Below are 22,950 nucleotides of genomic sequence, written 5' to 3'. Positions count from 1 at the left end.
GGATTTTTCGAAACCCGCAGTGAGGAACATCCATGCGCCAACCCGATATCGAGATTTACCTGAAAGACGCCGACGTCGACTACAAGGCCATCGCCACTTGGCTCGGCGCGGCTCTGGGCCCTTGCACCGACTGGGTTCAGAAAGGTCAGACCTACAAGTGCAAGGCCGGCAACGTGCCCGTGACCTGGCTGCCAAAAGCCGTGGGCAAGTGGAACAGCCTGTACCTGGAAAGCGACCAGACACCGTGGGACGACGATATCGCCTGCGCCCGCGCCGCCTTTGCCGCGCTGAACGTCGAAGTGCGCTGCGCGCCGGGGACTTGGGTCGAGGAAGAAGGTGAAGAGTCGGCAGATCGCTGGATTCGCATCAGCGTCGACGGTGAAGAAGAGATCACCTGGAAAACCGCTTAAAACCTGAACCTATGGGATGCCCAAAATGGCATGCCCGACAGAAATCAAATGTGGGAGCGGGCTTGCTCGCGAAAACGGTCGCACATCCAACATTGATGTGACTGACAAACCGCTTTCGCGAGCAAGCCCGCTCCCACAGTGATCGGGTTTACAAACCTACTACGTCTTCAGCCTGCAAGCCTTTCTGCCCGTCCACCACTGCGTATTCAACCTGCTGGCCTTCGGCCAACGAGCGGTGGCCTTCGCCACGGATCGCGCGGTAGTGCACGAACACGTCTGCCCCGCCCTCACGCTGAATGAAGCCGTAACCCTTGGCGTCGTTGAACCACTTCACGTTGCCGGTCTCGCGCGTTGCCATCAATCAATCCCCCCTCTTTTTATTATTGGTCGGCCTGTTCAGGGACAAGCCTTGAGAACGTTTGCCAGCGCTTGGTTTTCTGTAAGAAACAGCGCCGATAGTGGCAAACGGCTGGCCGAGTATATGACAGCTGCAAAAACTCTCAACTCAAGATTACTTCGGCGCTTTTTTGCCGATTTTCGACGAATCCGGCACACTACCGGCCCCGAGCGCTTGCTCGGTTTTTTTCAACTAAAGCAGAAGCCGTATGACCCGTTCCCCGTTCCGCCGTCTGGTATTTGGCACCTTGCGCCGACTGTTGTACCTCTGGGTTCGCTCGGAGACGATCAACCAGTCGTCCCTCACCCTCAACCTCGACCGCAGTCGCCCGGTGTTCTACGTCCTGCAAAATCCTTCGCTGACCGACCTCGCCGTGGTCGATACCGAATGCAGCAAGGCCGGGCTGCCACGCCCGGTGTTGCCGACATCGGTGGGCAACCTGCTGGAGCCTGCGGCGTTTTTCTACCTGACGCCTGAGCCCGACTGGCTCGGCCGCCAGGACAAGCGCGGCGCGCCGCCCACCCTGACCCGACTGGTCAGCGCCCTGAGCCAGAATGGCGCCGAAGACGCGCAAATCATCCCGGTCAGCGTGTTCTGGGGCCAGTCGCCGGACAGCGAATCGAGCCCGTGGAAATTGCTCTTTGCCGATAGCTGGGCCGTGACCGGGCGCCTGCGCCGACTGCTGAGCATCATGATTCTGGGGCGCAAGACCCGCGTGCAATTCTCCGCGCCGATCCACCTGCGCGAGCTGATCGAGCACAACAAGGGCCATGAACGCACCGTGCGCATGGCCCAACGCATTTTGCGGGTGCACTTTCGCAACCTCAAAGCCGCGGTCATCGGCCCGGACATTTCCCACCGGCGCAACCTGGTCAAAGGCCTGCTGAATCAGCCACTGGTCAAACAGGCGATCCTCGACGAAGCCGAGCGCGAAAACATTTCGCCCGAGAAAGCCAAGGCGCAGGCCCTGCGTTACGGCAACGAAATTGCCTCGGACTACACCTACACCGCAATCCGCTTTCTGGAAGTGGTGCTGAGCTGGTTCTGGAACAAGATCTACGACGGGATCAAGGTCAACCACATCGAAGGCGTGCAGAAAGTCGCCCAAGGTCACGAAGTGATCTACGTGCCGTGCCATCGCAGCCACATCGATTACCTGCTGCTCTCCTACCTGCTGTTTCGCAACGGCCTGACGCCGCCGCACGTCGCCGCCGGGATCAACCTCAACATGCCGGTGATCGGCAGCCTGCTGCGGCGCGGCGGGGCGTTCTTCATGCGCCGCACCTTCAAGGGCAATCCGCTCTACACCTCGGTGTTCAACGAATACCTGCACACGCTGTTCACCAAAGGCTTCCCGGTGGAGTACTTCGTCGAGGGCGGCCGTTCGCGCACCGGGCGCATGCTGCAACCGAAAACCGGGATGCTGGCGATCACCCTGCGCAGCTTCCTGCGCTCCTCGCGCATGCCGATCGTCTTCATCCCGGTGTACATCGGTTACGAGCGAGTGCTCGAAGGCCGGACCTACCTCGGCGAACTGCGTGGCGCAAGCAAGAAGAAAGAGTCGATCTTCGACATTTTCAAAGTCATCGGCGCGCTCAAGCAGCGCTTCGGCCAGGTGGCGGTGAACTTCGGCGAGCCGATCAAACTGGCGGAGTTCCTCGACAGCGAGCAACCGGATTGGCGCACCCAAGAGCTTGGCCCACAGTTCAGGCCCGCCTGGCTCAACGAAACCACCAACCGCCTCGGCGAGCGCGTGGCGCGGCACTTGAACGAAGCGGCCGCGATCAACCCGGTAAACCTGGTGGCGCTGGCCCTGCTCTCCACCAGCCGTCTGGCGCTGGACGACCGCGCCATGGCGCGAGTGCTCGATTTGTATCTGGCCTTGCTGCGCAAAGTGCCTTACTCGCCACACACCACGCTGCCGGAAGGTGACGGCCGGGCGTTGATCGAACACGTCAAGGACATGGACCTGCTCTCTGAGCAAAGCGATGCACTGGGCAAAATTCTTTACCTGGACGAGCAAAACGCCGTCCTGATGACCTACTACCGCAACAACGTGCTGCACATTTTCGCCCTGCCGGCGTTGCTCGCGAGCTTCTTCCAGAGTGCGTCGCGCATGAGCCGCGAACAGATCCTGCGCTACGCGCGCGCGCTGTATCCGTACCTGCAATCGGAGCTGTTCATTCGCTGGTCGCTGGACGAACTGGATGCGGTGATCGATCAATGGCTCGAAGCCTTCGTCGAGCAAGGCCTGCTGCGTTTCGAGAACAACGTGTACCTGCGCCCGGCGCCAAGCTCCCGGCATTTCGTGCTGCTGACCTTGCTGTCCAAGAGCATCGCGCAGACCTTGCAGCGCTTCTACATGACGGTTTCCCTGCTGCTCAACAGCGGCCAGAACACCCTCACCGCCGAAGAACTGGAAGACCTGTGCACGGTCATGGCCCAGCGCCTGTCGATCCTGCATGGCCTGAACGCCCCGGAGTTCTTCGACAAGAGCCTGTTCCGCCACTTCATCCAGACCCTGCTGAACCTCGACGTGCTCAAGCGCGACGAAGCCGGCAAGCTGAGCCACCACGAACTGCTCGGCGAACTGGCTGAGGGCGCGGCCAAACGCGTGCTGCCGGCAGAGATTCGCTTGTCGATCCGTCAGGTGGCGCTGCATCGCAGTGAAGATGCGGCGGATCAACCGGCGCCTGCGCTGCAAGCCGACTAAATGATTTAAAGCCGTCCGCGGTCCGTTAATTGCTTTTATCGAACAAGGAAACTGCCATGCTTCGCTCTACCCTTCGCTTCGCCGGCCTGTGCGCAGGCCTGCTGATCTCCGCCAACGCGCTGGCCCTGTCGCTGGGCAGTCTTTCCCAGGGCGAAGCCTCGGGCGGTCTCAAGGACGCCTTGGCCCAAGGGGCCGTAGCGGCCGTCACCACGCTCGGCAAACCGGGCGGTTTCAGCAACAACCCTGACGTGAAGATCGAACTGCCGGGCAAACTGGGCAAGGTCGCCAGCAAGATGAAACAGTTCGGCATGGGGGACCAGGTCGATCAACTGGAAACCAGCATGAACAAGGCGGCGGAAGCGGCCATGCCGCAGGCCCAGGCGCTGCTGGTAGATGCGGTGAAAAAGATGACCGTGACCGATGCCAAGGGCATCCTCACCGGCGGCAAGGATTCGGCCACCCAGTACCTGGACAAGACCAGCCGCGAACAAATCCGCGCCAAGTTCCTGCCGATCGTCAAACAGGCCACCGACCAGGTAGGCCTGGCCAAGCAGTACAACTCGTTCGCCAGCCAGGCGGCAACCTTCGGTGTGCTCGATGCCAAGAGCGCCAACGTTGAAGGCTACGTGACGGAAAAGGCCCTGGACGGCCTGTTCAAGATGATCGCCCAGAAAGAAGAAGGCATCCGCGCCAACCCGGCAGAAGCCGCGACCAGCCTGGCGAAGAAAGTCTTCGGCTTGCTGTAAACCTCCCCCCGCTGATCGTTCCCACGCGCGGGAACGATCAATACAAGCGGGCTTGCCTTAATGCCTGTAAGTCAAGGAATGTCAGCCTCGGCACATTCCCTGTAGCAGCTGGCGAAGCCTGCGTTCGGCCGCGAAGCGGTCGCAAATAGGCGATATGCGGTGTTCCTGAAAGGACGAAGTTTGCCATTTTGCGAGCGCTTCGCACTCGAACGCAGGCTTCGCCAGCTGCTACAGGGTCGCGTAACGGCTTGACTACGGGGATTAGGGCTTGCCCGCCCCCACATCAGTTTGGTGGTGTTTAATTGCATGGCGACTGCGTTCGTCACAAGCCACAGCGTCTTGCGTTGCGCCCTACACCTACGCCAGAATCCGCCGGCTTGTGCGCTTGGGCACTGGACTCTATCGTCTCCGGGTCGCTGAAAATCAGCGATCGGGTTTGGTAGCCCGGTGGTACTAGGCGCAAAGCGTCACTTCTGCGGAGCCATACTTTGGCCTCTGCTAAATGGTGGCCGTGCGCAGGGCGCCTTCGGGTGCGCCGGGTTCCTAGTACACCGGTCTACCAACCTGCGTATGGCCGCCACCCTAATCGTTTGGTAGCGATGGTGTCGGCTCCTTACTTACGTACTAGGAGTTTCACCATGTTCAAGCCCACACCCAATCCCCCCGAAGCCGACGCCGAAAGCGTGTCCCCCTACGCGTCCCTCGACTCCAAAGAACTCCACGCCGCCGCCCACCGGGCGCTCGATCATTACCTGCTGTTACCTGAAACCAAGAAGTTGCTGACCGACCGCCGCCCCAGCTGCATCTTCGTCATCGCCCCAGAGGTCGACAGCGAAACCCTACTGGCCCACGCCAGCGAAACCCTGGCCTCGGCCAATGTCATGGCCAGCGACCTGGCGTTTGAACTCGACGGCCCCAAACGCAACAGCGCGCTGGCGATTCAGCAGATGGTTGCCCTGGCAGAACTGGCGGTGAACCGCGCGCTGGATAACATCGACACCCCGCCGTAACCCAACCCACACCGAACAGTGTTGGAGCAGCCGAAAATCGATCGTTCCCACGCTCCGCGTGGGAATGCATCCCGTGACGCTCCGCGTCACATCCACAGCGGACGCAGAGCGTCCATGGCGGCATTCCCACGCGGAGCGTGGGAACGATCATTCGCAGCCTGCGGCAGCTTCTACGACCAGTCTGTTTTGATGTGTGATGACTCGCGCAAAAAGAACACCCACTCACGCCCCATCTTTTTCTTCTCGAACAGCTTCAACTCAACCAAACCATTCAAGGCCGTGGCCGCCGTGTTGTAGGAGCAGTTCAGGTTTTCCTTCACATTGACCGCGGTGAATTCCTTGGCCATGCCGCTCTTGGCAATTTGAAACAGCGTGCGCTGCTTCTCGGTCAACTGCTCGAAAAGCCCGGACTCCTCCAGCCAGCGATCAAAACCTTCGGCGTAAACCAGGCTTTTTTGATAAGCCGCCGTGAACCCGGTTACCGCCCGCAAAATCACTGAACACTGGTAATCGATGAAGTACGTCAGGTCCAGTCCGTCACTCTCGGTATGCACATAAGACCGACCGTACTTCACCGGCGCATTGCGCAGCAGAATGCTGATCGCGATGTAGCGAAACGCCGAGAAGTCATTCTTGAACATGAACCAGTAAAACAACGCCCGTGCCACCCGGCCATTACCATCGCGGAACGGATGCTCGTAACCCAGGGCAAAATGCAGGGCGATGGCCTTGATCATCGGGTGCACATAATCAACGCTCAGAGGGTCGTCGTGGGGCTGGTTGATCCAGCTCGCCAATCCATCGAGCCGAGCACTGATGCCCGCGGCTGGCGGCGGTGTATGAACGGTATTGCCTTCACCATCCTGGACCACGACCTGATCATTGCTGCGAAAAAGTCCCGGCGAATACAGCGCGTCATCAATGCCTTCGACGCCGACACGATGCAGTTGCCGGATCAGTTCGACACTCAATGGCTCGTGACGCTTCTCCCAGGCGAAGATCATCATTTTGTAGTTGCCGATGACCATTCGCTCGTCCGGGGTACGCGGCAGGCGATTACGCTTGAGCATGTCCTTGGCCACCAGCGTGGTGGTTGCGGCACCCTCGAGCTGGCTACTGCTGATGGCTTCGTCTTCGATCAGGTCATTGAGCAGGTAACTGAAATGCGCCGTCTCACCAATATGATGGGTCATGTATTCCAGCGCGGCAGTCGTTGCCTGACGATCAACCGTCGAGAGGGTTTTCTGCGCCAGCGGTGTCAGAACGAACTGGCCCCATTGGCTCGGCTCGCCCAGCGGCAACAAGCGCACGTATTGCGCCACACGGGCCTTTTTCACCAAGGCCCAGCATAAGGTCGGATCAAGACCGGGCGGCCAGCGAAAACGCAGGTCATCGAACGGCAAGTAACGCCCCTGATCATCCAGCGGCTTGAGCAGTGCCAGATAGTCGACCAGCTTTTCCTTGTGAGGCGATTGGCTGAGCGCTTCGAACAGGCTCGGGTCTATGACTGGAGGGCTTTTTATCATCGCTGTCTCAAAAACTCGCGAAACTGAGTTATGAGTACAACACATAAGCAGCCTTGTCTCAATTATTCAAAAAATTGAGACAAGGCCGCTGGATCAATACGGTTTGGGATCAGACCGCTTCTTTCTTGACCCTGAACCACGCCGCATACAGTGCCGGCAGGAACAGCAAGGTCAGCGCCGTCGCGACGATCAGCCCGCCCATGATCGCCACCGCCATCGGGCCGAAGAACACGCTGCGCGACAACGGAATCATCGCCAGCACGGCGGCCAGTGCGGTCAGCACGATAGGCCGGAAGCGGCGCACCGTGGCTTCGATGATCGCTTGCCAGGGTTTGAGCCCGGCGCGGATGTCCTGTTCGATCTGGTCGACCAGGATCACCGAGTTACGCATGATCATCCCCGACAGCGCGATGGTCCCGAGCATGGCCACGAAACCGAACGGCTGACGGAACACCATCAGGAACAAGGTGACGCCGATCAATCCCAACGGCGCCGTCAGAAATACCATCGCGGTGCGTGAGAAGCTGCGCAGTTGCAGCATCAGCAAGGTCAGCACAACCACGATGAACAACGGCACGCCGGCGTTCACCGAGTTCTGGCCACGGGTCGAGTCTTCCACCGTGCCGCCAACGTCCAGCAAATAACCGTCAGGCAGTTCGGCGCGAATCGGCTCCAGTGTCGGCAGGATCTGCTTGACCAGGGTTGCCGGTTGCTCCTTGTCATAGATGTCGGCGCGAATCGTCACGTTCGGCAAGCGGTTGCGGTGCCAGATGATGCCTTCTTCGAAGCCGTACTCCAGGGTCGCCACCTGCGACAGCGCGACACTTTTGCCGTTGTCGGTCGGCACCGCCAGGCTCGACAGCCGCGACAGCTCGGTGCGTTCGTGCAAGGTGCCGCGCAAGAGGATCTCGATCAGCTCGTTGTCTTCACGGTACTGGCTGACGCTGGAGCCGGTCAGCGAGCTCTGCAAAAACTTCGACAGGTTTGCCGTGCTCACGCCCAAGGCTCGCGCGCGGTCCTGATCGACGTTCAGGTACACCACTTTGCTCGGTTCTTCCCAGTCCAGGTGCACGTTGACCACATGCGGGTTCTCACGCACCTTGGCCGCGACTTTACGTGCCAGGGCGCGGACTTCTTCAATGTGTTCGCCAGTGACCCGGAACTGCACCGGATACCCCACTGGCGGACCGTTTTCCAGGCGCGTGACCCGCGAGCGCAAGGCCGGGAATTGTTCGTTGAGGGTTTCGATCAGCCAGGTGCGCAGGCTTTCGCGCTCCTCGATGGTTTTTGCCAGGACCACAAATTGCGCGAAGCTCGCTGCCGGCAATTGCTGGTCCAGCGGCAGGTAAAAACGCGGCGAACCGGTGCCGACATAAGCGACGTAGTTGTCGATGCCCGCGCGTTCCTTGAGCATTGCTTCCAGGCGCTTGACCTCCTCGTTGGTATTGCTCAACGAGGCGCCTTCGGCCAGTTTCAGATCAACCATCAGTTCCAGGCGCCCAGAAGCCGGGAAGAACTGTTGCGGCACAAAACGGAACAACAGCACCGAGGCCACGAACAGCAGGATGGTCAACGCGATCACGGTTTTTCGGCGGCGCACGCACCACTCCACCAGACGCCGAACGCGTTGATAGAACGGTGTGCCGTAAGGGTCCGGCTGACCGGCACCGTGTTTGGCGGCGTGAATTTTCGCCAGGTCCGGCAGGAGTTTTTCACCCAGATAGGGCACAAACATCACCGCGGCGACCCACGAGGCCAGCAACGCGATGGTCACCACCTGGAAGATCGAGCGGGTGTATTCGCCGGTGCCGGATTGCGCGGTGGCAATCGGCAGGAAACCGGCTGCGGTGATCAACGTCCCGGTGAGCATCGGGAATGCGGTGCTGGTCCAGGCAAAGCTGGCAGCCTTGAGCCGGTCGTAGCCCTGCTCCATTTTGATCGCCATCATTTCCACGGCGATGATCGCGTCGTCCACCAGCAATCCCAAGGCCAGCACCAACGCGCCGAGAGAGATCTTGTGCAGGCCGATTCCGAGGTAATACATGCAGGCAAACGTCATTGCCAGCACCAGCGGAATGGCCAAGGCGACCACCATGCCGGTGCGCACACCGAGGGAGAAGAAGCTCACCAGCAAGACAATCGCTAGCGCTTCGACCAGCACCCGGACGAACTCGCCAACGCTGCTTTTCACCGCGGCGGGCTGATCGGAGACCTTGCGCAGTTGCATGCCGGCCGGCAGGTTGTTCTGGATACGCTCGAATTCCAGCTCCAGCGCCTTGCCGAGCACCAGAATGTCGCCGCCATCCTTCATCGCCACGGCCAGGCCGATCGCGTCCTCACCCATGAAACGCATGCGCGGCGCCGGTGGATCGTTGAAGCCACGGCGCACGTCCGCTACATCACCGATACGGAAGGTCCGGTCGCCGACACGGATCGGAAAATTCCTGATCTGATCGACCGTCTGGAAATTGCCCGTCACCCGCAGTTGCAAACGCTCACTGGAGGTTTCAAAGAACCCGGCGTTGGACATCGCGTTCTGTTCTTCCAGCGCTTGCTGCACCGCGGCCAACGGCAACCCCAGGGTGGCGAGTTTGACGTTGGACAGTTCGATCCAGATCTTCTCGTCCTGCAGCCCGAGCAAGTCGACTTTGCCCACATCCTTGACCCGTTGCAGCTGGATCTGGATACGGTCGGCGTAATCCTTGAGCACCGCGTAATCGAAGCCCTCACCGGTCAGCGCATAGATATTGCCGAAGGTGGTGCCGAATTCATCGTTGAAGAACGGTCCCTGGATCCCCGGCGGCAAGGTCTGGCGGATGTCGCTGATCTTCTTGCGTACCTGATACCAGAGCTCGGGGATCTGCGCCGAATGCATCGAGTCCCGGGCCATGAAAGTCACCTGGGATTCACCGGGGCGGGAGAACGAGACAATCCGCTCGTACTCACCGGTTTCCATCAGCTTCTTTTCAATGCGCTCGGTGACTTGCCGCGAGACTTCCTGGGCCGTCGCGCCCGGCCAATTGGTCTTGATCACCATAGCCTTGAAGGTGAACGGCGGGTCTTCGCTCTGGCCTAGCTTGGTGTAGGACAGCGTGCCGACGACTGCCAGCAAAATCATCAGGAACAGTACGATCTGGCGGTTATGCAGCGCCCATTCGGAAAGGTTGAAACGCATCGGGGATTACTCCTTGACCGCCAGATTGACCACGCGGTTGGAGCGATCCACCGGCCGCACTTGCTGGCCCTCGTGGAGCACATGAACGCCAGCGGCTACCACCCAGTCGCTGGGGCTGAGGCCGTCAAGCACCGGCACGGTTTTCTCACCGAAGGCGCCGACACGGACCGGGGCCTTTTTCAGGGTGTTGTTGGCACCCACGACCCATACATACGTCGCGCCGTTTTCCGCGGTGACCGCAGAGAGCGGCACCGACAGTGGCACCACGTCGGCGATTTGAATGTATACCCGGGCGCTTTGGCCAAGCTCGGCCGGAACCTTGCCAGCGGTAAAGGTGATGCGCGCGGCAAAGGTCCGCGACTTTGGATCGGCGGCCGGCGACAGCTCACGAATGCTCCCGGCGAACCGCTGACCTTGCTGGGTCCACAGTTCAACGGTGACCGGCTGGCCAACCTTGAAACGGCCGAAGCTTTGCTCCGGCAGGCTGATCAGCACTTCACGCTCGCCATCGGTGGCCAGGGTGAAGACGGTTTGCCCGGCGGCCACCACTTGCCCGACTTCCACGGCACGCTTGGCCACGACACCGTCATGCGGGGCGCGCAGCACGGCGTAGCTGGCCTGGTTGCTGGCCACGTCAAATTCGGCCTTGATCTGCTTGAGTCGCGCTTCGCCGGAGCGGTAGAGATTTTCAGAATTGTCGTACTGCGAACGGCTGACCATCTGACGGTCCATCAGGGTCTTGTAGCGATCACGCTCGGCACGCACCAGGTTCAGGTTGGCCTCAGCGGCAGCAACCTGCGCTCGGGTCGCTTCCAGTTGCAGGCGCACGTCCTGGGGATCGAGTTCTGCCAGCGGCTGGTTGGCCTTGACCCGCTCGCCCTCCTCGACCAGTCGTCGGCTTACTTTGCCGCCGATACGGAAGGCCAGGTCTGGCTCGTAACGCGCGCGAACTTCGCCGGGATAGCTGTCCATCGCCTGCGCGGAAGGCTCTGGCTGAACCACCATGGCCGGACGCACGGTGACTTGCACCGGCTCTTCGTGGCCGCACGCGGACAACAGGAATGCCAGGCTGACTGGCAACGCAAAGCGCGACATGGTGAACGATCCTTCGCTAATGGGGTTTTGAATAATTATACTGACCAGTATGTTATTAATAGCAAACTCACCAGTCCAGTATTAAAGCGAAAAATGTCCAACAATCTTCCTGCACCCAACGGCCCCGGCCGCCCGAAGGATCTCGCCAAGCGCGAGGCGATCCTTGAGGCGGCAAAGCGTCTTTTTCTGAGCAATGGTTACGCAAGCACCAGCATGGACGCGGTGGCGGCAGAAGCCGGTGTATCGAAGCTGACCGTTTACAGTCACTTCAACGACAAGGAGACGCTGTTCTCCTCTGCCGTGATGGCCAAATGCGAAGAGCAATTGCCCACGCTGTTCTTCGAACTGCCCGACGGCATGCCGTTCGAGAATGTGCTGTTGAACATCGCCCGAGGCTTTCATCTGCTGATCAACAGCGATGAATCAGTGAACCTGCATCGCCTGATCATCGCGCTGGGAAGCCAGGACCCGAAACTTTCGCAGATCTTCTTCGAAGCAGGTCCGCAGCGGATGTTGCAGGGCATGGAACGCTTGCTGACGAAGATCGACCAGATCGGCGCCTTGAGCATCGACAAACCGCTGAATGCCGCCGAGCACTTTTTCTGCCTGCTCAAAGGCGCAGCGAATTTTCGTTTGCTCTACGGCTGCGGCGAGCCCTTGACCGGGGACGCGGCCGAGGCTCACATACAGGAAGTGGTGGGGTTGTTTATGCGGGCGTATCGGCCGGATTCGGCCTGATAGTTTTTAGCGCCTGGGCTGACGCTATCGCGAGCAAGCTCGCTCCCACAGTTGACCGCGTTCTTATTGAAAGACTCGGTCCAATGTGGGAGCGAGCTTGCTCGCGATGCGGACGACGCGGTCCTATGGTTTGAGCGCTTTCTTGGGGTAGATGTCGTAGCGGCTGGACTTGCCGTCCAGCGCATGGCTCGGCTTCGGTCCTTCGATGCACGGTGCCTTGCGCGGGCGCTTGACCACTACTCGGTGGCTGGCCAGCGCGAGTGCGGCTTGAAGCAGGGCCGGTGCGTCCGGGTCATCGCCTACCAACGGGCGAAACAGGCGCATTTCCTTCTTCACCAACGCGGTTTTCTCACGGTGCGGGAACATCGGGTCGAGGTAGATCACCTGCGGCGGCTCACCTTCCCAGTTGCGCATCAACTCGATCGAGTTGCCTTTGAGCAACGTCATCCGCGCCACAATCGGCGCCACCTCAAAATCTTCCGCCGCGCGGGCCAGACCGTCTTCGAGCAACGCGCCAATCAACGGCTGACGCTCGATCAGGCTCATTTCGCAGCCAAGGCTAGCCAATACAAAACCATCCTTGCCCAGCCCCGCCGTGGCATCCAGCACCTTCGGCCGCACGCCCTGAGCGACACCGACAGCCTTGGCGATCATCTGGCCGCTGCCGCCACCGTACAACCGGCGATGGGCCGCGCCGCCCTCGACGAAGTCCACCCGCACCGGTCCCGGTGCGTCCGGGCCGAGCTGTTGCAGCTGCAAGCCGTGCTCACCCACTTGCAACGCAAACTCGGCATCGTCCAGCAGCAACGGCAAGTTCAATCGCTCGGCCCAGTGCTCGGCGCGTGCCTGAAACGCTTCGGCCAAGGCCTGGACTTTGATGCGGCTGGCCGCGGGTTGCTCACTCATCAGAAAACACACTCAAAAAATTAATGATCGGCAAAAACGGCCGATAACAAAACTATCGAGCATTTTGCCAGAGCTGAGCGTCGACCGAGAGAAATGTCAGACATTCAACGCACATCAGTAGGCTACATCTCGCCCCACGGCGATTATGGCCTGCGCAATTCCCAAGCACTGAGCGGCGTCAGTCACCTGTGGCAGGATTTTTTTGCCCAGGCTCTGGCCGATCAGTTGGGCGATGCTGCACCGGCGCCTGGCAATTACCCCCCCGTCGCCATCGACGGCCCGGTCGAACCGACCGTTGGCGCAGAATTGCTCGAACACATCGTCACGCAACGCGCGTGCAACGTGAAGGACAATGAGGTCCGCCCGCCTGAGCCGCTGTTCCTGCCGATTGCCGAATTCGAAATGGACCTGGCGGACAAACCGTTCCCGCCGTTCCCGCCGCAAGAAATTCTCGCGCAGCAGAAGCAACAAGACTTCGAAAGCGCTTGGGTGCGCCCGATCGTCCTGGCCGCCGGCCAGCCATTGCCTGCACCAGGCCCGGCACCGCAACCACGTCCGTTGCACCTGCCGATTGCCGAGTTCGAACTCGACCTGCTGGATAAACCGGCAACCCCTTACCCGCATGAAGAGTTGGTCGAACAACAGAAGCAATTCGACTTCGATAACGGCTGGGCTCGCCCGATCGTCCTGCAAAACCTGCGCATCGCCGCTTAAGCCTCAACCTCAGCGACACACCCACCACGGCCCGACATCCAGATGAAAATGGTTGCGATGGGCGGCGTTGTAGTCCGGGCTCAACACCACGCTGAACATGTCACACGCGCTATCGCGAACCTTGCGTAGAAAGCGTGCATCGTCATTGTCCTTCGGCCAGTCCCGCAGCACGCTGATACTGCGCCCGTCCGCCAGGCGAAAGCCGGCGATATCCAGTGCATCGGCCGTCGCGTGCTGGCTGCGCGAGCCGTTTTCGCGGTTGTACATGTTGCGGCAGGCAAAACTGCCGAGGTGATCAACCCGCGCCACCGCCTGCCCATACGTGGCCTGCGCTGCCGGTTGCAGGGCGTGCCGCTCGAACAGCACAAATGCCACCGCCAGCGGGCAACTGGCGAGGAAGCTGCTGCTCAGCGCCACCTCGCCGCCTTGCACGCGCAAGGTGTTGTTCAACGGGCAATCAATGTCCGGGTTGCTGTCGGCCTGGCGGCTGAACTTCAACCCCGCACCGCTGAGCACCTGGTCGCAGAGTGCCGGGTTATCGCGCAGTCTCATCAATTTGAAGCGTGTCAGCAGGTTCGGCGTGGCCCGGACATCCAGCGGCGCCCAAGGGTTCCAGGCCGCCGGCAACGGCAGCCAGCCACGCCAGACACCCACCAGCAAGCCGCCCATCACCAGCAGCACCGCCAACAGCACTTTCAGAAACCGCACGACAACTCCCTGTGGGTCAGCCTTTGAACAACTGATTGATCTGCCCGAACGGTAGCGCACGGTCGGCGAAATCGAAGGTGCCTTTCCCCTGAATTTCCTGCGCGGCCTGATAAAACGCACCGTAGGCGGCACGGGCCATGGCCGAGCCGACGCTGATCCGTTTGACGCCCATTTCACTGAGCTGCGCGACGCTCAACTTGAGACCGCCGGACATCAGCACATTGACCGGTTTCGGCGCCACGGCACGGACCACCGCCAATATCTCTTCAGCGTTGCGCAGGCCCGGCGCATACAGCACATCGGCGCCTGCCTCGGCAAAGGCCTGCAAGCGGCGAATGGTGTCGGCCAAGTCCGGGTTACCGTGCAGGTAATTCTCGGCACGCGCGGTCAGGGTGAACGGGAATGGCAAACTGCGCGCGGCCGCGACCGCCGCTTCGATTCGTGCGACGGCGTGTTCAAAGCAGTAAATCGGGCCGTCTTCACGGCCGGTAGCGTCTTCGATCGAGCCACCGACCGCGCCAGCAGCGGCGGCACGCAGCAGGCTCCCGGCGGACTCTTGCGGGCTGTCGGCGAAACCGTTTTCCAGATCGACCGCCACCGGCAGATCGCTCGCGCCGACAATCGCCCGGACGTTGATCAGTGTCTCTTCGAGTTTCACCGCGCCATCCGGGCGGCCCAGCGAAAAAGCATAACCGGCACTGGTGGTCGCCAGCGCCTGGTAACCCAGGCCGGCAAGCATTTTTGCCGAACCGGCGTCCCATGGATTGGGGATCACAAAAGCTCCGGCACCTTCGTGTAAGGCCTTGAAGGCCTGAGCTTTAAGGGTTTGCGCATCCATTGGCTCACTCCTGCAGAAGGGATAGACCCGTCGTCAGAGCAACCCAAGCTGCTCGGCGGCGGGCTCTCTGTATAGCTCAGGCAGCGCCGGCAAGCCAGGCAAACGCGTCATCAACCGAGTATGAAAGCGTTGCGCCAAAGCGGCGGCCAGCAGGTTGTCGGCGGTGTGCAGGAAGATGTACGGCGTGCGGCCCTCTTCGATCCATTGAGCGATTTTCTCGACCCATGGCGTCAGGAACGTATCGTTGGCTTCAAGCACCGGATGACCGATGAAACGCACCTGCGGGAACTGAGTAAAAGCCGCCGGACGCGGTGGCACTTTGGGCTTTTTCGATTGCGCATGAAGTACCGAGGGTTCAGTCGACGTGCAACTGAACAGCGCCCGTGGATCGAGGCAAATGCGCTCCACGCCACGATCCAGCAACAGCCGATTGAGTCTGCGCTCGGCATCGCCTTTGGCGAAGAAATCCCGATGCCGCACTTCAACGGCCAAGGGCCGCTGCAGCCCATCGATGAACCCGGCCAGTTCGCCCAGCCGTTGCGGGGTAAAGGCTGCCGACAGTTGCAGCCAGAGCGGTGAAACCCGCTCACCGAGCGGGCTGAGCAATTGCACGAAGGTTTCGGCGGCGCTCAGTTGCTCGCGCAGGTCGCCGCCGTGGCTGATGTCGCCGGGGAATTTGGCGGTAAAACGAAAATGTTCCGGCATCGTCTGCGCCCAGCGCTCCACCGTCGCTGGCGCAGGGCGCGCGTAGAACGTGGTATTGCCTTCAACGGCGTTGAACACCTGTGAGTACAGGCCGAGAAATTCATTGGGGCGAGCGTTTTGCGGATACAGGTACTCGCGCCAGGCGTTTTCGCTCCAGGACGGGCAACCGAGGTAATAAGGCAACCGCATCAGATGTGCAGGTCGAGACCCAGCACTTCCATATCCCAATCGACGAAAGCCGCGGTGCTCAGGTAGCTGGCCAGGGCCATCGCCACGCTTTTGCTCATGGCGCGGTGGTAGATCATGTCCTGCTGACGGGCGGGGAGATTGCTCAGGCGTTGCGCAGAAGCCTTGGCGGCACGGGCGGCCAGTTGCTCCTCAGAAGGAAACTCCTGCTCGCCATCGATATCCTCGAGGGACTCGTCCACCGACACATCGCCTTTGCGGGGCTTGCGCTTGATGGGGTAGGACTGAGAGGCAAAGCCGTCTATTCGCATAGGTACAAACTCGCTATCGATGATGGCAATTTAGCGGCACTTACCGGTGTGCGCAAACTCCCAAGTGATAACTAGAGCACAGAAACCGGAAAAGGTTTAAAGGCGCGCGGCAGAAACTGACCATTGGCTGTGTTACGCAGATCGCATTCGCGAGCAAGCTCGCTCCCACAAGGGCACCATCGTACCTGTGGGAGCGAGCTTGCTCGCGAATGGGACAACTCGGTATCGCAGATTACCGGGCCTTGGGGGTCGCCACTTTGTCGCGCAGGTAAACCGGTTGTGCGTCGTCCGCCGGGATGCCTTCGCCGCGTTCCCAGGCGAAACGGGCCAGGGTCAGCAAGTCTTCGGCGTGAGGCAACATGCCGGCATCCTGACCGATCAGGTTGACCGCGATGCGCTCGCCATAGCCCCAACCGGTGCCCGCGCCGAACCAGTCGCCCGTGGCATCGGCCGGCAATGCGGCGACTTCTGGCGGCAACACCGCTTCAGCCCCCACCAGACGCATTTCGCCGGCGGTTTCGCGGTAGCAGCCCCAATAGACTTCATCCATCCGTGCATCGATGGCCGCCGCGACCTGCCGTGCACCGTGCTCACGCAATGCACGCTGCGCCAGTACCGCCAGGTTGGACACCGGCAACACCGGACGATCCAGCGCAAATGCCAGGCCCTGAACCACGCCAATGGCAATTCGCACGCCAGTGAACGCACCCGGGCCGCGACCAAAGGCAATCGCATCGACGGCTTGCAAGGTGGTGCCTGCATCAGCCAGCAACTGCTGGATCATCGGCAACAACTTCTGCGCATGCAGGCGCGGGATCACCTCGTAATGACTCGTGACCTTGCCGTCATGCAGCAAGGCAACGGAGCAAGCTTCAGTCGCGGTGTCCAGGGCCAGCAAGGTGCTCATCGATGTTTCCGTAAAGAGAAGTGGAAAAAGTGCGCCAGTATAAACAACAACGGCCCGCAAGCGGGCCGTTGAACGTAAAGCAAATCAGCTTTCTCAGCTCAGCGCTTCAAGCACTTTACCGGTGATCGCTTCAACCGAACCGACGCCTGCAATGTGGCTGTACTTCGGCTTGCCTTGAGCAGCCGACAGCTGCTGGTAGAAATCCACCAGTGGCTTGGTCTGGGAATGGTAGACCGACAGACGATGACGCACGGTTTCTTCAGTGTCGTCTTTACGCTGCACCAGCGCTTCGCCGGTGACATCGTCCTGGCCCGCGACTTTCGGCGGGTTGTAGACGGTGTGGTAAACGCGGCCGCTGGCTTCGTGTACACGACGACCGGCGATACGCTGAACGATTTCTTCGTCATCAACGGCGATTTCAACCACGTGATCCAGTTCTACACCGGCATCGACCAGGGCTTCAGCCTGAGGAATGGTGCGCGGGAAACCGTCGAACAGGAAGCCATTGGCGCAATCGGACTGAGCGATACGATCCTTGACCAATGCAATGATCAGGTCATCGGAGACCAGGCCGCCCGCGTCCATGATGCTCTTGGCTTTAATGCCCAGCTCGGTGCCGGCCTTGACGGCAGCACGCAGCATGTCGCCGGTGGAGATCTGTGGAATAGCGAATTTTTCAGTGATGAACTTAGCCTGAGTACCTTTACCGGCCCCGGGAGCTCCCAGCAGAATGACGCGCATCGATGTGCTCCTCAATTTCTTATTTAGATAACGATCGGATTTGCCGCGTGGGGCCAATCTCAAAAATAGGGTCGTGGGCCGCCCAAACGGCCAAAGGCTGATCAAGATACACAGCAGGCCCTGCCCACACAAGCCGCCGAAAGTCGGAGCAACCCGTGTCTGTTACGCCCTGTCGAGGAGGCGATCCAAGTCGCAACCCCATAACAAAGTGTCGCCTGACAAGCGCGACCGGCCCCCGCGGACCGGTCGCTTGTCGCAGTGAAACCGCCTGCAACATCCCGCAAAAGACCTTAGCCGGTATTGCGTAAACCGGCTGCAATCCCTGCCACAGACACCAGCAAAGCCTGTTCCACCGGGCTGCCCTGCACCACTTCCGGCTGCCGCGAGCGCGCCAACAGTTCGGCCTGCAATAGATGTAGCGGGTCGAGGTAGGTGTTGCGCAAACGGATGAACTCCAGGGTGTCAGGGCTATGTGCCAGCAGCTGCGACTGACCGGTCAGGCCAAGGACCACGGAGCACGCCTGCGACAATAGGTCGCGTAAATGCACACCCAAAGGTAACAAATCAGGCGCAACCAATCGCTCGTCGTAGGACTGGGCAATGTCCGCGTCAGCCTTGGCCAGCACCATCTCCAGCATGTCGATGCGCGTGCGGAAGAACGGCCACTGCTCACGCATCTGCGCCAGCAACTCGCCCTCACCGCGCGCCAAGGCGTTGCTCAATGCCGCTTCCCAGCCGAGCCAGGCCGGCAGCATCAGGCGGGTCTGGGTCCAGCCGAAGATCCACGGAATCGCCCGCAGGCTTTCGATCCCGCCGGCACGACGCTTGGCCGGACGACTGCCGAGCGGCAGACGTCCCAGCTCCTGCTCGGGCGTGGATTGACGGAAATACTCGACGAACTGCGGATTCTTCCGCACCACGGCGCGATAAGCGCTGACGCCATCAGCCGCCAATTCGTCCATCAGGCCACGCCACGCGGGTTCCGGCGGTGGAGGCGGCAACAGCGTTGCTTCCAGCACTGCGGCCAGGTACAGGTTGAGGTTTTGCTCGGCGATGTCCGGCAGGCCGAACTTGAATCGAATCATTTCCCCTTGCTCGGTGGTACGGAAACGCCCGGCCACCGACCCCGGAGGCTGCGACAGAATCGCCGCGTGCGCCGGGCCACCGCCACGGCCCACGGTGCCGCCGCGACCATGGAACAACAACAGTTCCACTTGTTGTTCGCGGCAGATATCCACCAAGCGTTCCTGCGCCCGGTACTGAGCCCAGGCCGCCGCCGTGGTGCCGGCATCCTTGGCCGAGTCGGAATAACCGATCATCACTTCCTGCGGGCCCTGCAACCGCGAGCGGTAACCCGGCAGCAGCAACAGTTTCTCGATCACCGGGCCGGCGTTGTCGAGGTCGGCGAGGGTTTCGAACAGCGGCACGACGCGCATGGGTCGCAACACACCGGACTCTTTAAGCAGCAGTTGCACGGCGAGCACGTCCGACGCGGCGCCCGCCATGGAGATCACATAAGAGCCCAGCGACGCCACCGGTGCCGCCGCGATTTCACGACACGTCGCCAGGACTTCGGCGGTGTCGGCCGAAGGCTTGAAATACGCCGGCAGGAGTGGCCGACGATTGTTCAGCTCGCCCATCAGGAAGCTGATGCGCGCTTCCTCGTCCCAGTCCTCATAGCGACCGAGCCCAAGGTAGTCAGTGATTTCGGTCATCGCCGACGCATGCCGCGACGAGTCCTGGCGCACGTCGAGTCGTACCAGGAACAGGCCGAACGTCACCGCCCGACGCAGGCAATCGAGCAACGGACCGTCGGCGATCACGCCCATGCCGCATTCATGCAGCGATTGATAGCACAGCTCCAGCGGGTCCAGCAGTTCGCGGTTGTTCTGCAGCACATCGGCCGGTGCCGGGATGCTCGCGGTCAGGGATGCCTGCGCCCAGTTACGGGTCGCGCGCAGGCGCTCACGCAGCTGTTTGAGCACTGCACGGTAAGGTTCGGCGCTGTCCCCGACCTTGGCCCGCAACGCGGTGCTGGCCTGCTGCATCGACAAATCGGCGGCCAGATGATCGACATCACGCAAGTACAAATCGGCCGCCATCCAGCGCGCCAGCAGCAAGACCTCACGGGTCACCTCTGCGGTGACGTTCGGGTTGCCATCACGGTCGCCGCCCATCCACGAGGCGAAGCGAATCGGCGCCGCTTCCAGCGGCAAGCGCAGACCGGTGGCCGCATGCAAGGCCTGGTCGGCCTTGCGCAGGTAGTTGGGAATCGCTTGCCACAGCGAATGCTCGATCACCGCAAAGCCCCACTTGGCTTCATCGACCGGGGTTGGCCGGGTGCGGCGGATTTCTTCGGTGTGCCAGGCTTCGGCGATCAGGCGCTGCAAGGTCGACTTGATCTGCTCGCGCTCGGCACCGGTCAGGTCGCGATGATCCTGCGCCGCCAGTTGCGCGGCGATGGCGTCGTATTTCTGGATCAAGGTCCGGCGGGCGACTTCAGTCGGGTGCGCCGTCAGCACCAGCTCGATCTCCAGCCGTCCCAATTGCCGCGCCAGCGCGTCGCTGCCATGCCCTTCCGCCCGCAGGCGAGCGAGCAGTTCAGGCAGCACCCGCGCTTCGAACGGCGCTGGCTGGGACTCTTCGCGGCGATGAATCAGCTGATATTGCTCGGCGATGTTCGCCAGATTGAGGAACTGGTTGAACGCTCGCGCCACTGGCAGCAGTTCATCTTCAGTCAACTGGTTGAGACTGGCGCGCAGTTCGGCGTCCGTCGAGCCACGACGATCAGCCTTGGCACCCTTGCGGATCAGCTCGATCTTGTCGAGAAAGCCATCCCCGTACTGCTCACGAATGGTGTTGCCCAACAACTCACCCAGCAGGTGAACATCCTCGCGCAAGCGTGCATCGATATCAGTCATCAGCAGTTCTCCAGCGAATGGCAGTCGACTCCAAGAGTGCCGTCCGCAGCGGGTTCTTACAAGTCAGACGACAAATCGACGGTAAACCCTGAAGGTTGGGGCTAGTCTGAAGAATAAGCCGTACAAAGGCTTGCCACCGGCCACGGCCGGACACTCATCTCCCCTGCCACCAGCAGGTGCCTATTGAGGTCATTATGAAAATCCGTGAGCTAGCCCAACATTGGGAAGAAACCGCCAAAGGCCGTTTGACCAAGACCGGCTACACCATTCACCTGGACGTCGAAGCCGCGGCGCGGCTGGCGGCGATTACCGAGATGTACCCCAAACGCCACCCCGAAGAACTGCTGGGCGAACTGATCGGCGCGGCCCTGGAAGAGCTCGAAGCGAGTTTCCCTTACATCAAGGGTCAGCAGGTGGTCGCAACCGATGAGGAAGGCGACCCGCTCTACGAAGACGTCGGCCCGACACCGCGTTTTCTCGAATTGTCGCGGCGCCATTTGCACGACTTATCGGCTCAGGCCGGCAAGCAAAAACACTGAGGCAGCCTGTAACGCAAAAGCCCCGCCTGAACTGATCAGGTGGGGCTTTTGTGTACATGCACGCTCTTACCACTCGTCGCCACCTGTTATTTCTGACAGTAGGCAGCCTCCAGCAGCGCGAGTAAAAGTGAGCTCCAGGCCAGGATTACGGGCATCAAGGAGCACCACCATGCGAATGCTGACGTTTTTTTTGCTGTTGAGTGCAGCACTGATTCAGGGAGGGTGTGCACAGTCCGCCCATGACTCGAAAGTCGGCGTCTCGACAAGCGGCGAGCCCGAGTACAACCCTCTCGACCCTGAGACCATTCTCACCGGTAAACCCCTGCCCGTTCCGGGCGTCAACCAACGACCGGTCGTGGGCACAAAGAAAGTGTTGCTGGTGGTCGGTAAGTGGGCCGGCATGCCCGCGCTGGACAAGGACGTGCTGTGGTCGCAGAGCCTTTCTCCAGAGGACAAATCTTCCTTGCGCAGTTACATCGCCGATGTTTCAGGCAAGAAGCTGACCCTGGAAGGCAAGATGATCACCGCTGACTTCGGTGCAAAACCGGCCATCTGCAGCACTCGCGACGCAGTCAAAGGCCCCGCCGAAGCCGCCGCCAGGGCTCAAGGCCTGAATCCTGACGCCTATGACTATCTGTTCATCGCGGCCCCCTGCGAAACAGGTACGGGGAATGCCGATGTTCCCGGCCGGGTACTGGCAATCTACAAACAGCCAGAGAGCTCGCATCTCTGGATTCACCTGTTCGGCAATAACCTGGGTTTTCTTCCTGGGCCTACCTACTCCAGTTGCCCTCTGAACGGCAATGTCATCAAAGCGCCCGACCAATGCAAAATCGTCTTCTACCCCGACTATGGCAATCCCGTCTCAGGCGGTCTGTCGGTGCTGTATCCCAATCACTTCCGCTGGTACGCAGGCTGGCAGGATGACGCCACGGCAACCCACATCAACAAGTCGGGCATCTATCGCCTCGCCCTCAGACAGAGTTACTTGATTGATCGCCCGACAACAGGCCCAAACCAGCCGAAGCAAATAGCACTGGAAGTGCGTCAGCCTGGTCGTCCACCGTTCGACAGCCAGTTTCCAGACAATTATGCCGTGGGCGTCTGGGCTCGCTACACCAACATAGGGGCCTACGTTCAGGACACCCAACTCGATGGCACGCCCGAAACGACTTCAACACAAGATGCAACCTTGAAAGCAGGTAGAACGTTGAAGGACGAGGCAGCAGGCATTACCGTGCATGTGTGCGCAGTTGAGCCCCTGGTCGGATCGTATGCTGCCATTTCTGTTGGTTTCAACGGTGAAACACCAGCGGCCTGTTCATCCCTGAAGAAGCCGACCTTCACGACTCCAAAAGATGGAGAATGGATCAACAACGGTACGCCCTACAGCGGGTCTGGACAGCCCGGTGCGGTGTTCTTCTTGACCTACGTCGACCTTTCGAATTTCGCCACTTGGACCCTCCCCCTCAACTCGGATAATGCAGGCAACTGGACTGGACAAGGATCTGGGAAACCAGGTAAAGCATACCTATTGAATTTGATTCAAAACTTCGGCGGTATCCTTGACACAACAACTATTAAATTCGGAGTAAATCCCGATACGTCAGCCGCCAGCCGATAGGCCATTGAACTGAACCTGATGTCTTCGCCTGACAAAACCG

At 60.5% G+C, this 22,950-nt stretch carries 20 protein-coding genes; 8 read left to right on the top strand and 12 right to left on the bottom strand.

Going from position 1 to position 22,950, the window contains the following annotated elements; genetic code table 11:
- Positions 1-32 precede the first annotated feature (32 nt).
- Positions 33-410, top strand: coding sequence for a hypothetical protein (locus AC1DIG_RS22725; RefSeq protein WP_019692072.1), 378 nt, complete (start codon positions 33-35; stop codon positions 408-410).
- 148 nt (positions 411-558) lie between these two features.
- Here AC1DIG_RS22725 and AC1DIG_RS22720 read toward each other — a convergent pair whose 3' ends face one another.
- Positions 559-768, bottom strand: a complete 210-nt coding sequence (locus tag AC1DIG_RS22720) for a cold-shock protein (RefSeq protein WP_019692071.1) — start codon at positions 766-768, stop codon at positions 559-561.
- A 247-nt stretch (positions 769-1,015) separates the two neighbouring features.
- On the opposite strand from AC1DIG_RS22720, the gene plsB reads away from it, so the two are divergent.
- The 3 genes from plsB to AC1DIG_RS22705 all read left to right on the top strand — a co-directional run bounded on the left by plsB (position 1,016) and on the right by AC1DIG_RS22705 (position 5,276).
- Positions 1,016-3,520: a glycerol-3-phosphate 1-O-acyltransferase PlsB gene (plsB, locus tag AC1DIG_RS22715; protein ID WP_477769117.1), complete on the top strand. Its 2,505-nt coding sequence runs from the start codon at positions 1,016-1,018 to the stop codon at positions 3,518-3,520.
- 56 nt (positions 3,521-3,576) lie between these two features.
- Entirely contained in the window at positions 3,577-4,266 is a 690-nt protein-coding gene (locus AC1DIG_RS22710; RefSeq protein ID WP_477769116.1) for a DUF4197 domain-containing protein, read from the top strand.
- A gap of 638 nt (positions 4,267-4,904) precedes the next feature.
- The gene (locus tag AC1DIG_RS22705; protein WP_477769115.1) at positions 4,905-5,276 is read left to right on the top strand and encodes a DUF6124 family protein; all 372 of its coding nucleotides are present in this window, start codon (positions 4,905-4,907) and stop codon (positions 5,274-5,276) included.
- A 170-nt stretch (positions 5,277-5,446) separates the two neighbouring features.
- On the opposite strand, the gene AC1DIG_RS22700 is transcribed toward AC1DIG_RS22705, so the two are convergent.
- The 3 genes from AC1DIG_RS22700 to AC1DIG_RS22690 form a co-directional block, all read right to left on the bottom strand.
- Positions 5,447-6,802, bottom strand: a complete 1,356-nt coding sequence (locus AC1DIG_RS22700; RefSeq protein ID WP_477769114.1) for a Fic family protein — start codon at positions 6,800-6,802, stop codon at positions 5,447-5,449.
- Positions 6,803-6,911: 109 nt separating this feature from the next.
- Positions 6,912-9,977, bottom strand: a complete 3,066-nt coding sequence (locus AC1DIG_RS22695) for an efflux RND transporter permease subunit (RefSeq protein ID WP_477769113.1) — start codon at positions 9,975-9,977, stop codon at positions 6,912-6,914.
- A 6-nt stretch (positions 9,978-9,983) separates the two neighbouring features.
- Positions 9,984-11,072 carry an efflux RND transporter periplasmic adaptor subunit gene (locus AC1DIG_RS22690; protein ID WP_477769112.1) on the bottom strand — a complete coding sequence of 363 codons (1,089 nt, stop codon included), beginning with the start codon at positions 11,070-11,072 and terminating at the stop codon, positions 9,984-9,986.
- A 93-nt stretch (positions 11,073-11,165) separates the two neighbouring features.
- On the opposite strand from AC1DIG_RS22690, the gene AC1DIG_RS22685 reads away from it, so the two are divergent.
- The gene (locus AC1DIG_RS22685; protein WP_477769111.1) at positions 11,166-11,810 is read left to right on the top strand and encodes a TetR/AcrR family transcriptional regulator; all 645 of its coding nucleotides are present in this window, start codon (positions 11,166-11,168) and stop codon (positions 11,808-11,810) included.
- A 123-nt stretch (positions 11,811-11,933) separates the two neighbouring features.
- Here the strand turns inward: AC1DIG_RS22685 and AC1DIG_RS22680 are convergent, their stop codons facing one another.
- Positions 11,934-12,716: a class I SAM-dependent methyltransferase gene (locus tag AC1DIG_RS22680; protein WP_054595890.1), complete on the bottom strand. Its 783-nt coding sequence runs from the start codon at positions 12,714-12,716 to the stop codon at positions 11,934-11,936.
- 93 nt (positions 12,717-12,809) lie between these two features.
- Here AC1DIG_RS22680 and AC1DIG_RS22675 point away from each other — a divergent pair, with 93 nt between their 5' ends.
- Complete coding sequence (locus AC1DIG_RS22675; RefSeq protein ID WP_477769110.1) at positions 12,810-13,430, top strand: energy transducer TonB; 621 nt, start codon at positions 12,810-12,812, stop codon at positions 13,428-13,430.
- A gap of 9 nt (positions 13,431-13,439) precedes the next feature.
- Here AC1DIG_RS22675 and AC1DIG_RS22670 read toward each other — a convergent pair whose 3' ends face one another.
- The 7 genes from AC1DIG_RS22670 to ppc form a co-directional block, all read right to left on the bottom strand.
- Positions 13,440-14,138, bottom strand: coding sequence for an extensin-like domain-containing protein (locus AC1DIG_RS22670; protein ID WP_477769109.1), 699 nt, complete (start codon positions 14,136-14,138; stop codon positions 13,440-13,442).
- A 16-nt stretch (positions 14,139-14,154) separates the two neighbouring features.
- Positions 14,155-14,976, bottom strand: coding sequence for an isocitrate lyase/PEP mutase family protein (locus AC1DIG_RS22665; RefSeq protein WP_477769108.1), 822 nt, complete (start codon positions 14,974-14,976; stop codon positions 14,155-14,157).
- A 33-nt stretch (positions 14,977-15,009) separates the two neighbouring features.
- Positions 15,010-15,870 (bottom strand): DUF72 domain-containing protein, encoded by an 861-nt coding sequence (locus AC1DIG_RS22660; RefSeq protein WP_477769107.1) that lies wholly within the window; start codon positions 15,868-15,870, stop codon positions 15,010-15,012.
- Entirely contained in the window at positions 15,870-16,178 is a 309-nt protein-coding gene (locus AC1DIG_RS22655) for a hypothetical protein (RefSeq protein ID WP_427541063.1), read from the bottom strand. Before AC1DIG_RS22655 ends, AC1DIG_RS22660 begins: the two co-directional genes overlap by 1 nt.
- Before the next feature lie 232 nt (positions 16,179-16,410).
- The gene (gene tsaB / locus AC1DIG_RS22650) at positions 16,411-17,085 is read right to left on the bottom strand and encodes a tRNA (adenosine(37)-N6)-threonylcarbamoyltransferase complex dimerization subunit type 1 TsaB (RefSeq protein WP_477769106.1); all 675 of its coding nucleotides are present in this window, start codon (positions 17,083-17,085) and stop codon (positions 16,411-16,413) included.
- Positions 17,086-17,178: 93 nt separating this feature from the next.
- Positions 17,179-17,826 (bottom strand): adenylate kinase, encoded by a 648-nt coding sequence (adk, locus tag AC1DIG_RS22645; protein ID WP_477769105.1) that lies wholly within the window; start codon positions 17,824-17,826, stop codon positions 17,179-17,181.
- A 290-nt stretch (positions 17,827-18,116) separates the two neighbouring features.
- Positions 18,117-20,747 (bottom strand): phosphoenolpyruvate carboxylase, encoded by a 2,631-nt coding sequence (gene ppc / locus AC1DIG_RS22640; protein ID WP_477769104.1) that lies wholly within the window; start codon positions 20,745-20,747, stop codon positions 18,117-18,119.
- Positions 20,748-20,941: 194 nt separating this feature from the next.
- Between ppc and AC1DIG_RS22635 the strand changes: the two genes are divergently transcribed.
- Complete coding sequence (locus AC1DIG_RS22635; protein WP_477769103.1) at positions 20,942-21,286, top strand: pilin assembly protein; 345 nt, start codon at positions 20,942-20,944, stop codon at positions 21,284-21,286.
- A gap of 169 nt (positions 21,287-21,455) precedes the next feature.
- Complete coding sequence (locus AC1DIG_RS22630; protein WP_477769102.1) at positions 21,456-22,910, top strand: hypothetical protein; 1,455 nt, start codon at positions 21,456-21,458, stop codon at positions 22,908-22,910.
- Positions 22,911-22,950: the final 40 nt, after the last annotated feature.

This window comes from Pseudomonas sp. 05N431 (genome assembly GCF_056397005.1).
This window is presented reverse-complemented; position numbering and strand designations above follow the sequence as displayed.

Bases quoted from the DNA above. Each gene is read 5' to 3' on its own strand.
- AC1DIG_RS22725 (WP_019692072.1), top strand. From the start codon at position 33: ATGCGCCAACCCGATATCGAGATTTACCTGAAAGACGCCGACGTCGAC.
- AC1DIG_RS22720 (WP_019692071.1), bottom strand. From the start codon at position 768: ATGGCAACGCGCGAGACCGGCAACGTGAAGTGGTTCAACGACGCCAAG.
- plsB (WP_477769117.1), top strand. From the start codon at position 1,016: ATGACCCGTTCCCCGTTCCGCCGTCTGGTATTTGGCACCTTGCGCCGA.
- AC1DIG_RS22710 (WP_477769116.1), top strand. From the start codon at position 3,577: ATGCTTCGCTCTACCCTTCGCTTCGCCGGCCTGTGCGCAGGCCTGCTG.
- AC1DIG_RS22705 (WP_477769115.1), top strand. From the start codon at position 4,905: ATGTTCAAGCCCACACCCAATCCCCCCGAAGCCGACGCCGAAAGCGTG.
- AC1DIG_RS22700 (WP_477769114.1), bottom strand. From the start codon at position 6,802: ATGATAAAAAGCCCTCCAGTCATAGACCCGAGCCTGTTCGAAGCGCTC.
- AC1DIG_RS22695 (WP_477769113.1), bottom strand. From the start codon at position 9,977: ATGCGTTTCAACCTTTCCGAATGGGCGCTGCATAACCGCCAGATCGTA.
- AC1DIG_RS22690 (WP_477769112.1), bottom strand. From the start codon at position 11,072: ATGTCGCGCTTTGCGTTGCCAGTCAGCCTGGCATTCCTGTTGTCCGCG.
- AC1DIG_RS22685 (WP_477769111.1), top strand. From the start codon at position 11,166: ATGTCCAACAATCTTCCTGCACCCAACGGCCCCGGCCGCCCGAAGGAT.
- AC1DIG_RS22680 (WP_054595890.1), bottom strand. From the start codon at position 12,716: ATGAGTGAGCAACCCGCGGCCAGCCGCATCAAAGTCCAGGCCTTGGCC.
- AC1DIG_RS22675 (WP_477769110.1), top strand. From the start codon at position 12,810: ATGTCAGACATTCAACGCACATCAGTAGGCTACATCTCGCCCCACGGC.
- AC1DIG_RS22665 (WP_477769108.1), bottom strand. From the start codon at position 14,976: ATGGATGCGCAAACCCTTAAAGCTCAGGCCTTCAAGGCCTTACACGAA.
- AC1DIG_RS22660 (WP_477769107.1), bottom strand. From the start codon at position 15,870: ATGCGGTTGCCTTATTACCTCGGTTGCCCGTCCTGGAGCGAAAACGCC.
- AC1DIG_RS22655 (WP_427541063.1), bottom strand. From the start codon at position 16,178: ATGCGAATAGACGGCTTTGCCTCTCAGTCCTACCCCATCAAGCGCAAG.
- tsaB (WP_477769106.1), bottom strand. From the start codon at position 17,085: ATGAGCACCTTGCTGGCCCTGGACACCGCGACTGAAGCTTGCTCCGTT.
- adk (WP_477769105.1), bottom strand. From the start codon at position 17,826: ATGCGCGTCATTCTGCTGGGAGCTCCCGGGGCCGGTAAAGGTACTCAG.
- ppc (WP_477769104.1), bottom strand. From the start codon at position 20,747: ATGACTGATATCGATGCACGCTTGCGCGAGGATGTTCACCTGCTGGGT.
- AC1DIG_RS22635 (WP_477769103.1), top strand. From the start codon at position 20,942: ATGAAAATCCGTGAGCTAGCCCAACATTGGGAAGAAACCGCCAAAGGC.
- AC1DIG_RS22630 (WP_477769102.1), top strand. From the start codon at position 21,456: ATGCGAATGCTGACGTTTTTTTTGCTGTTGAGTGCAGCACTGATTCAG.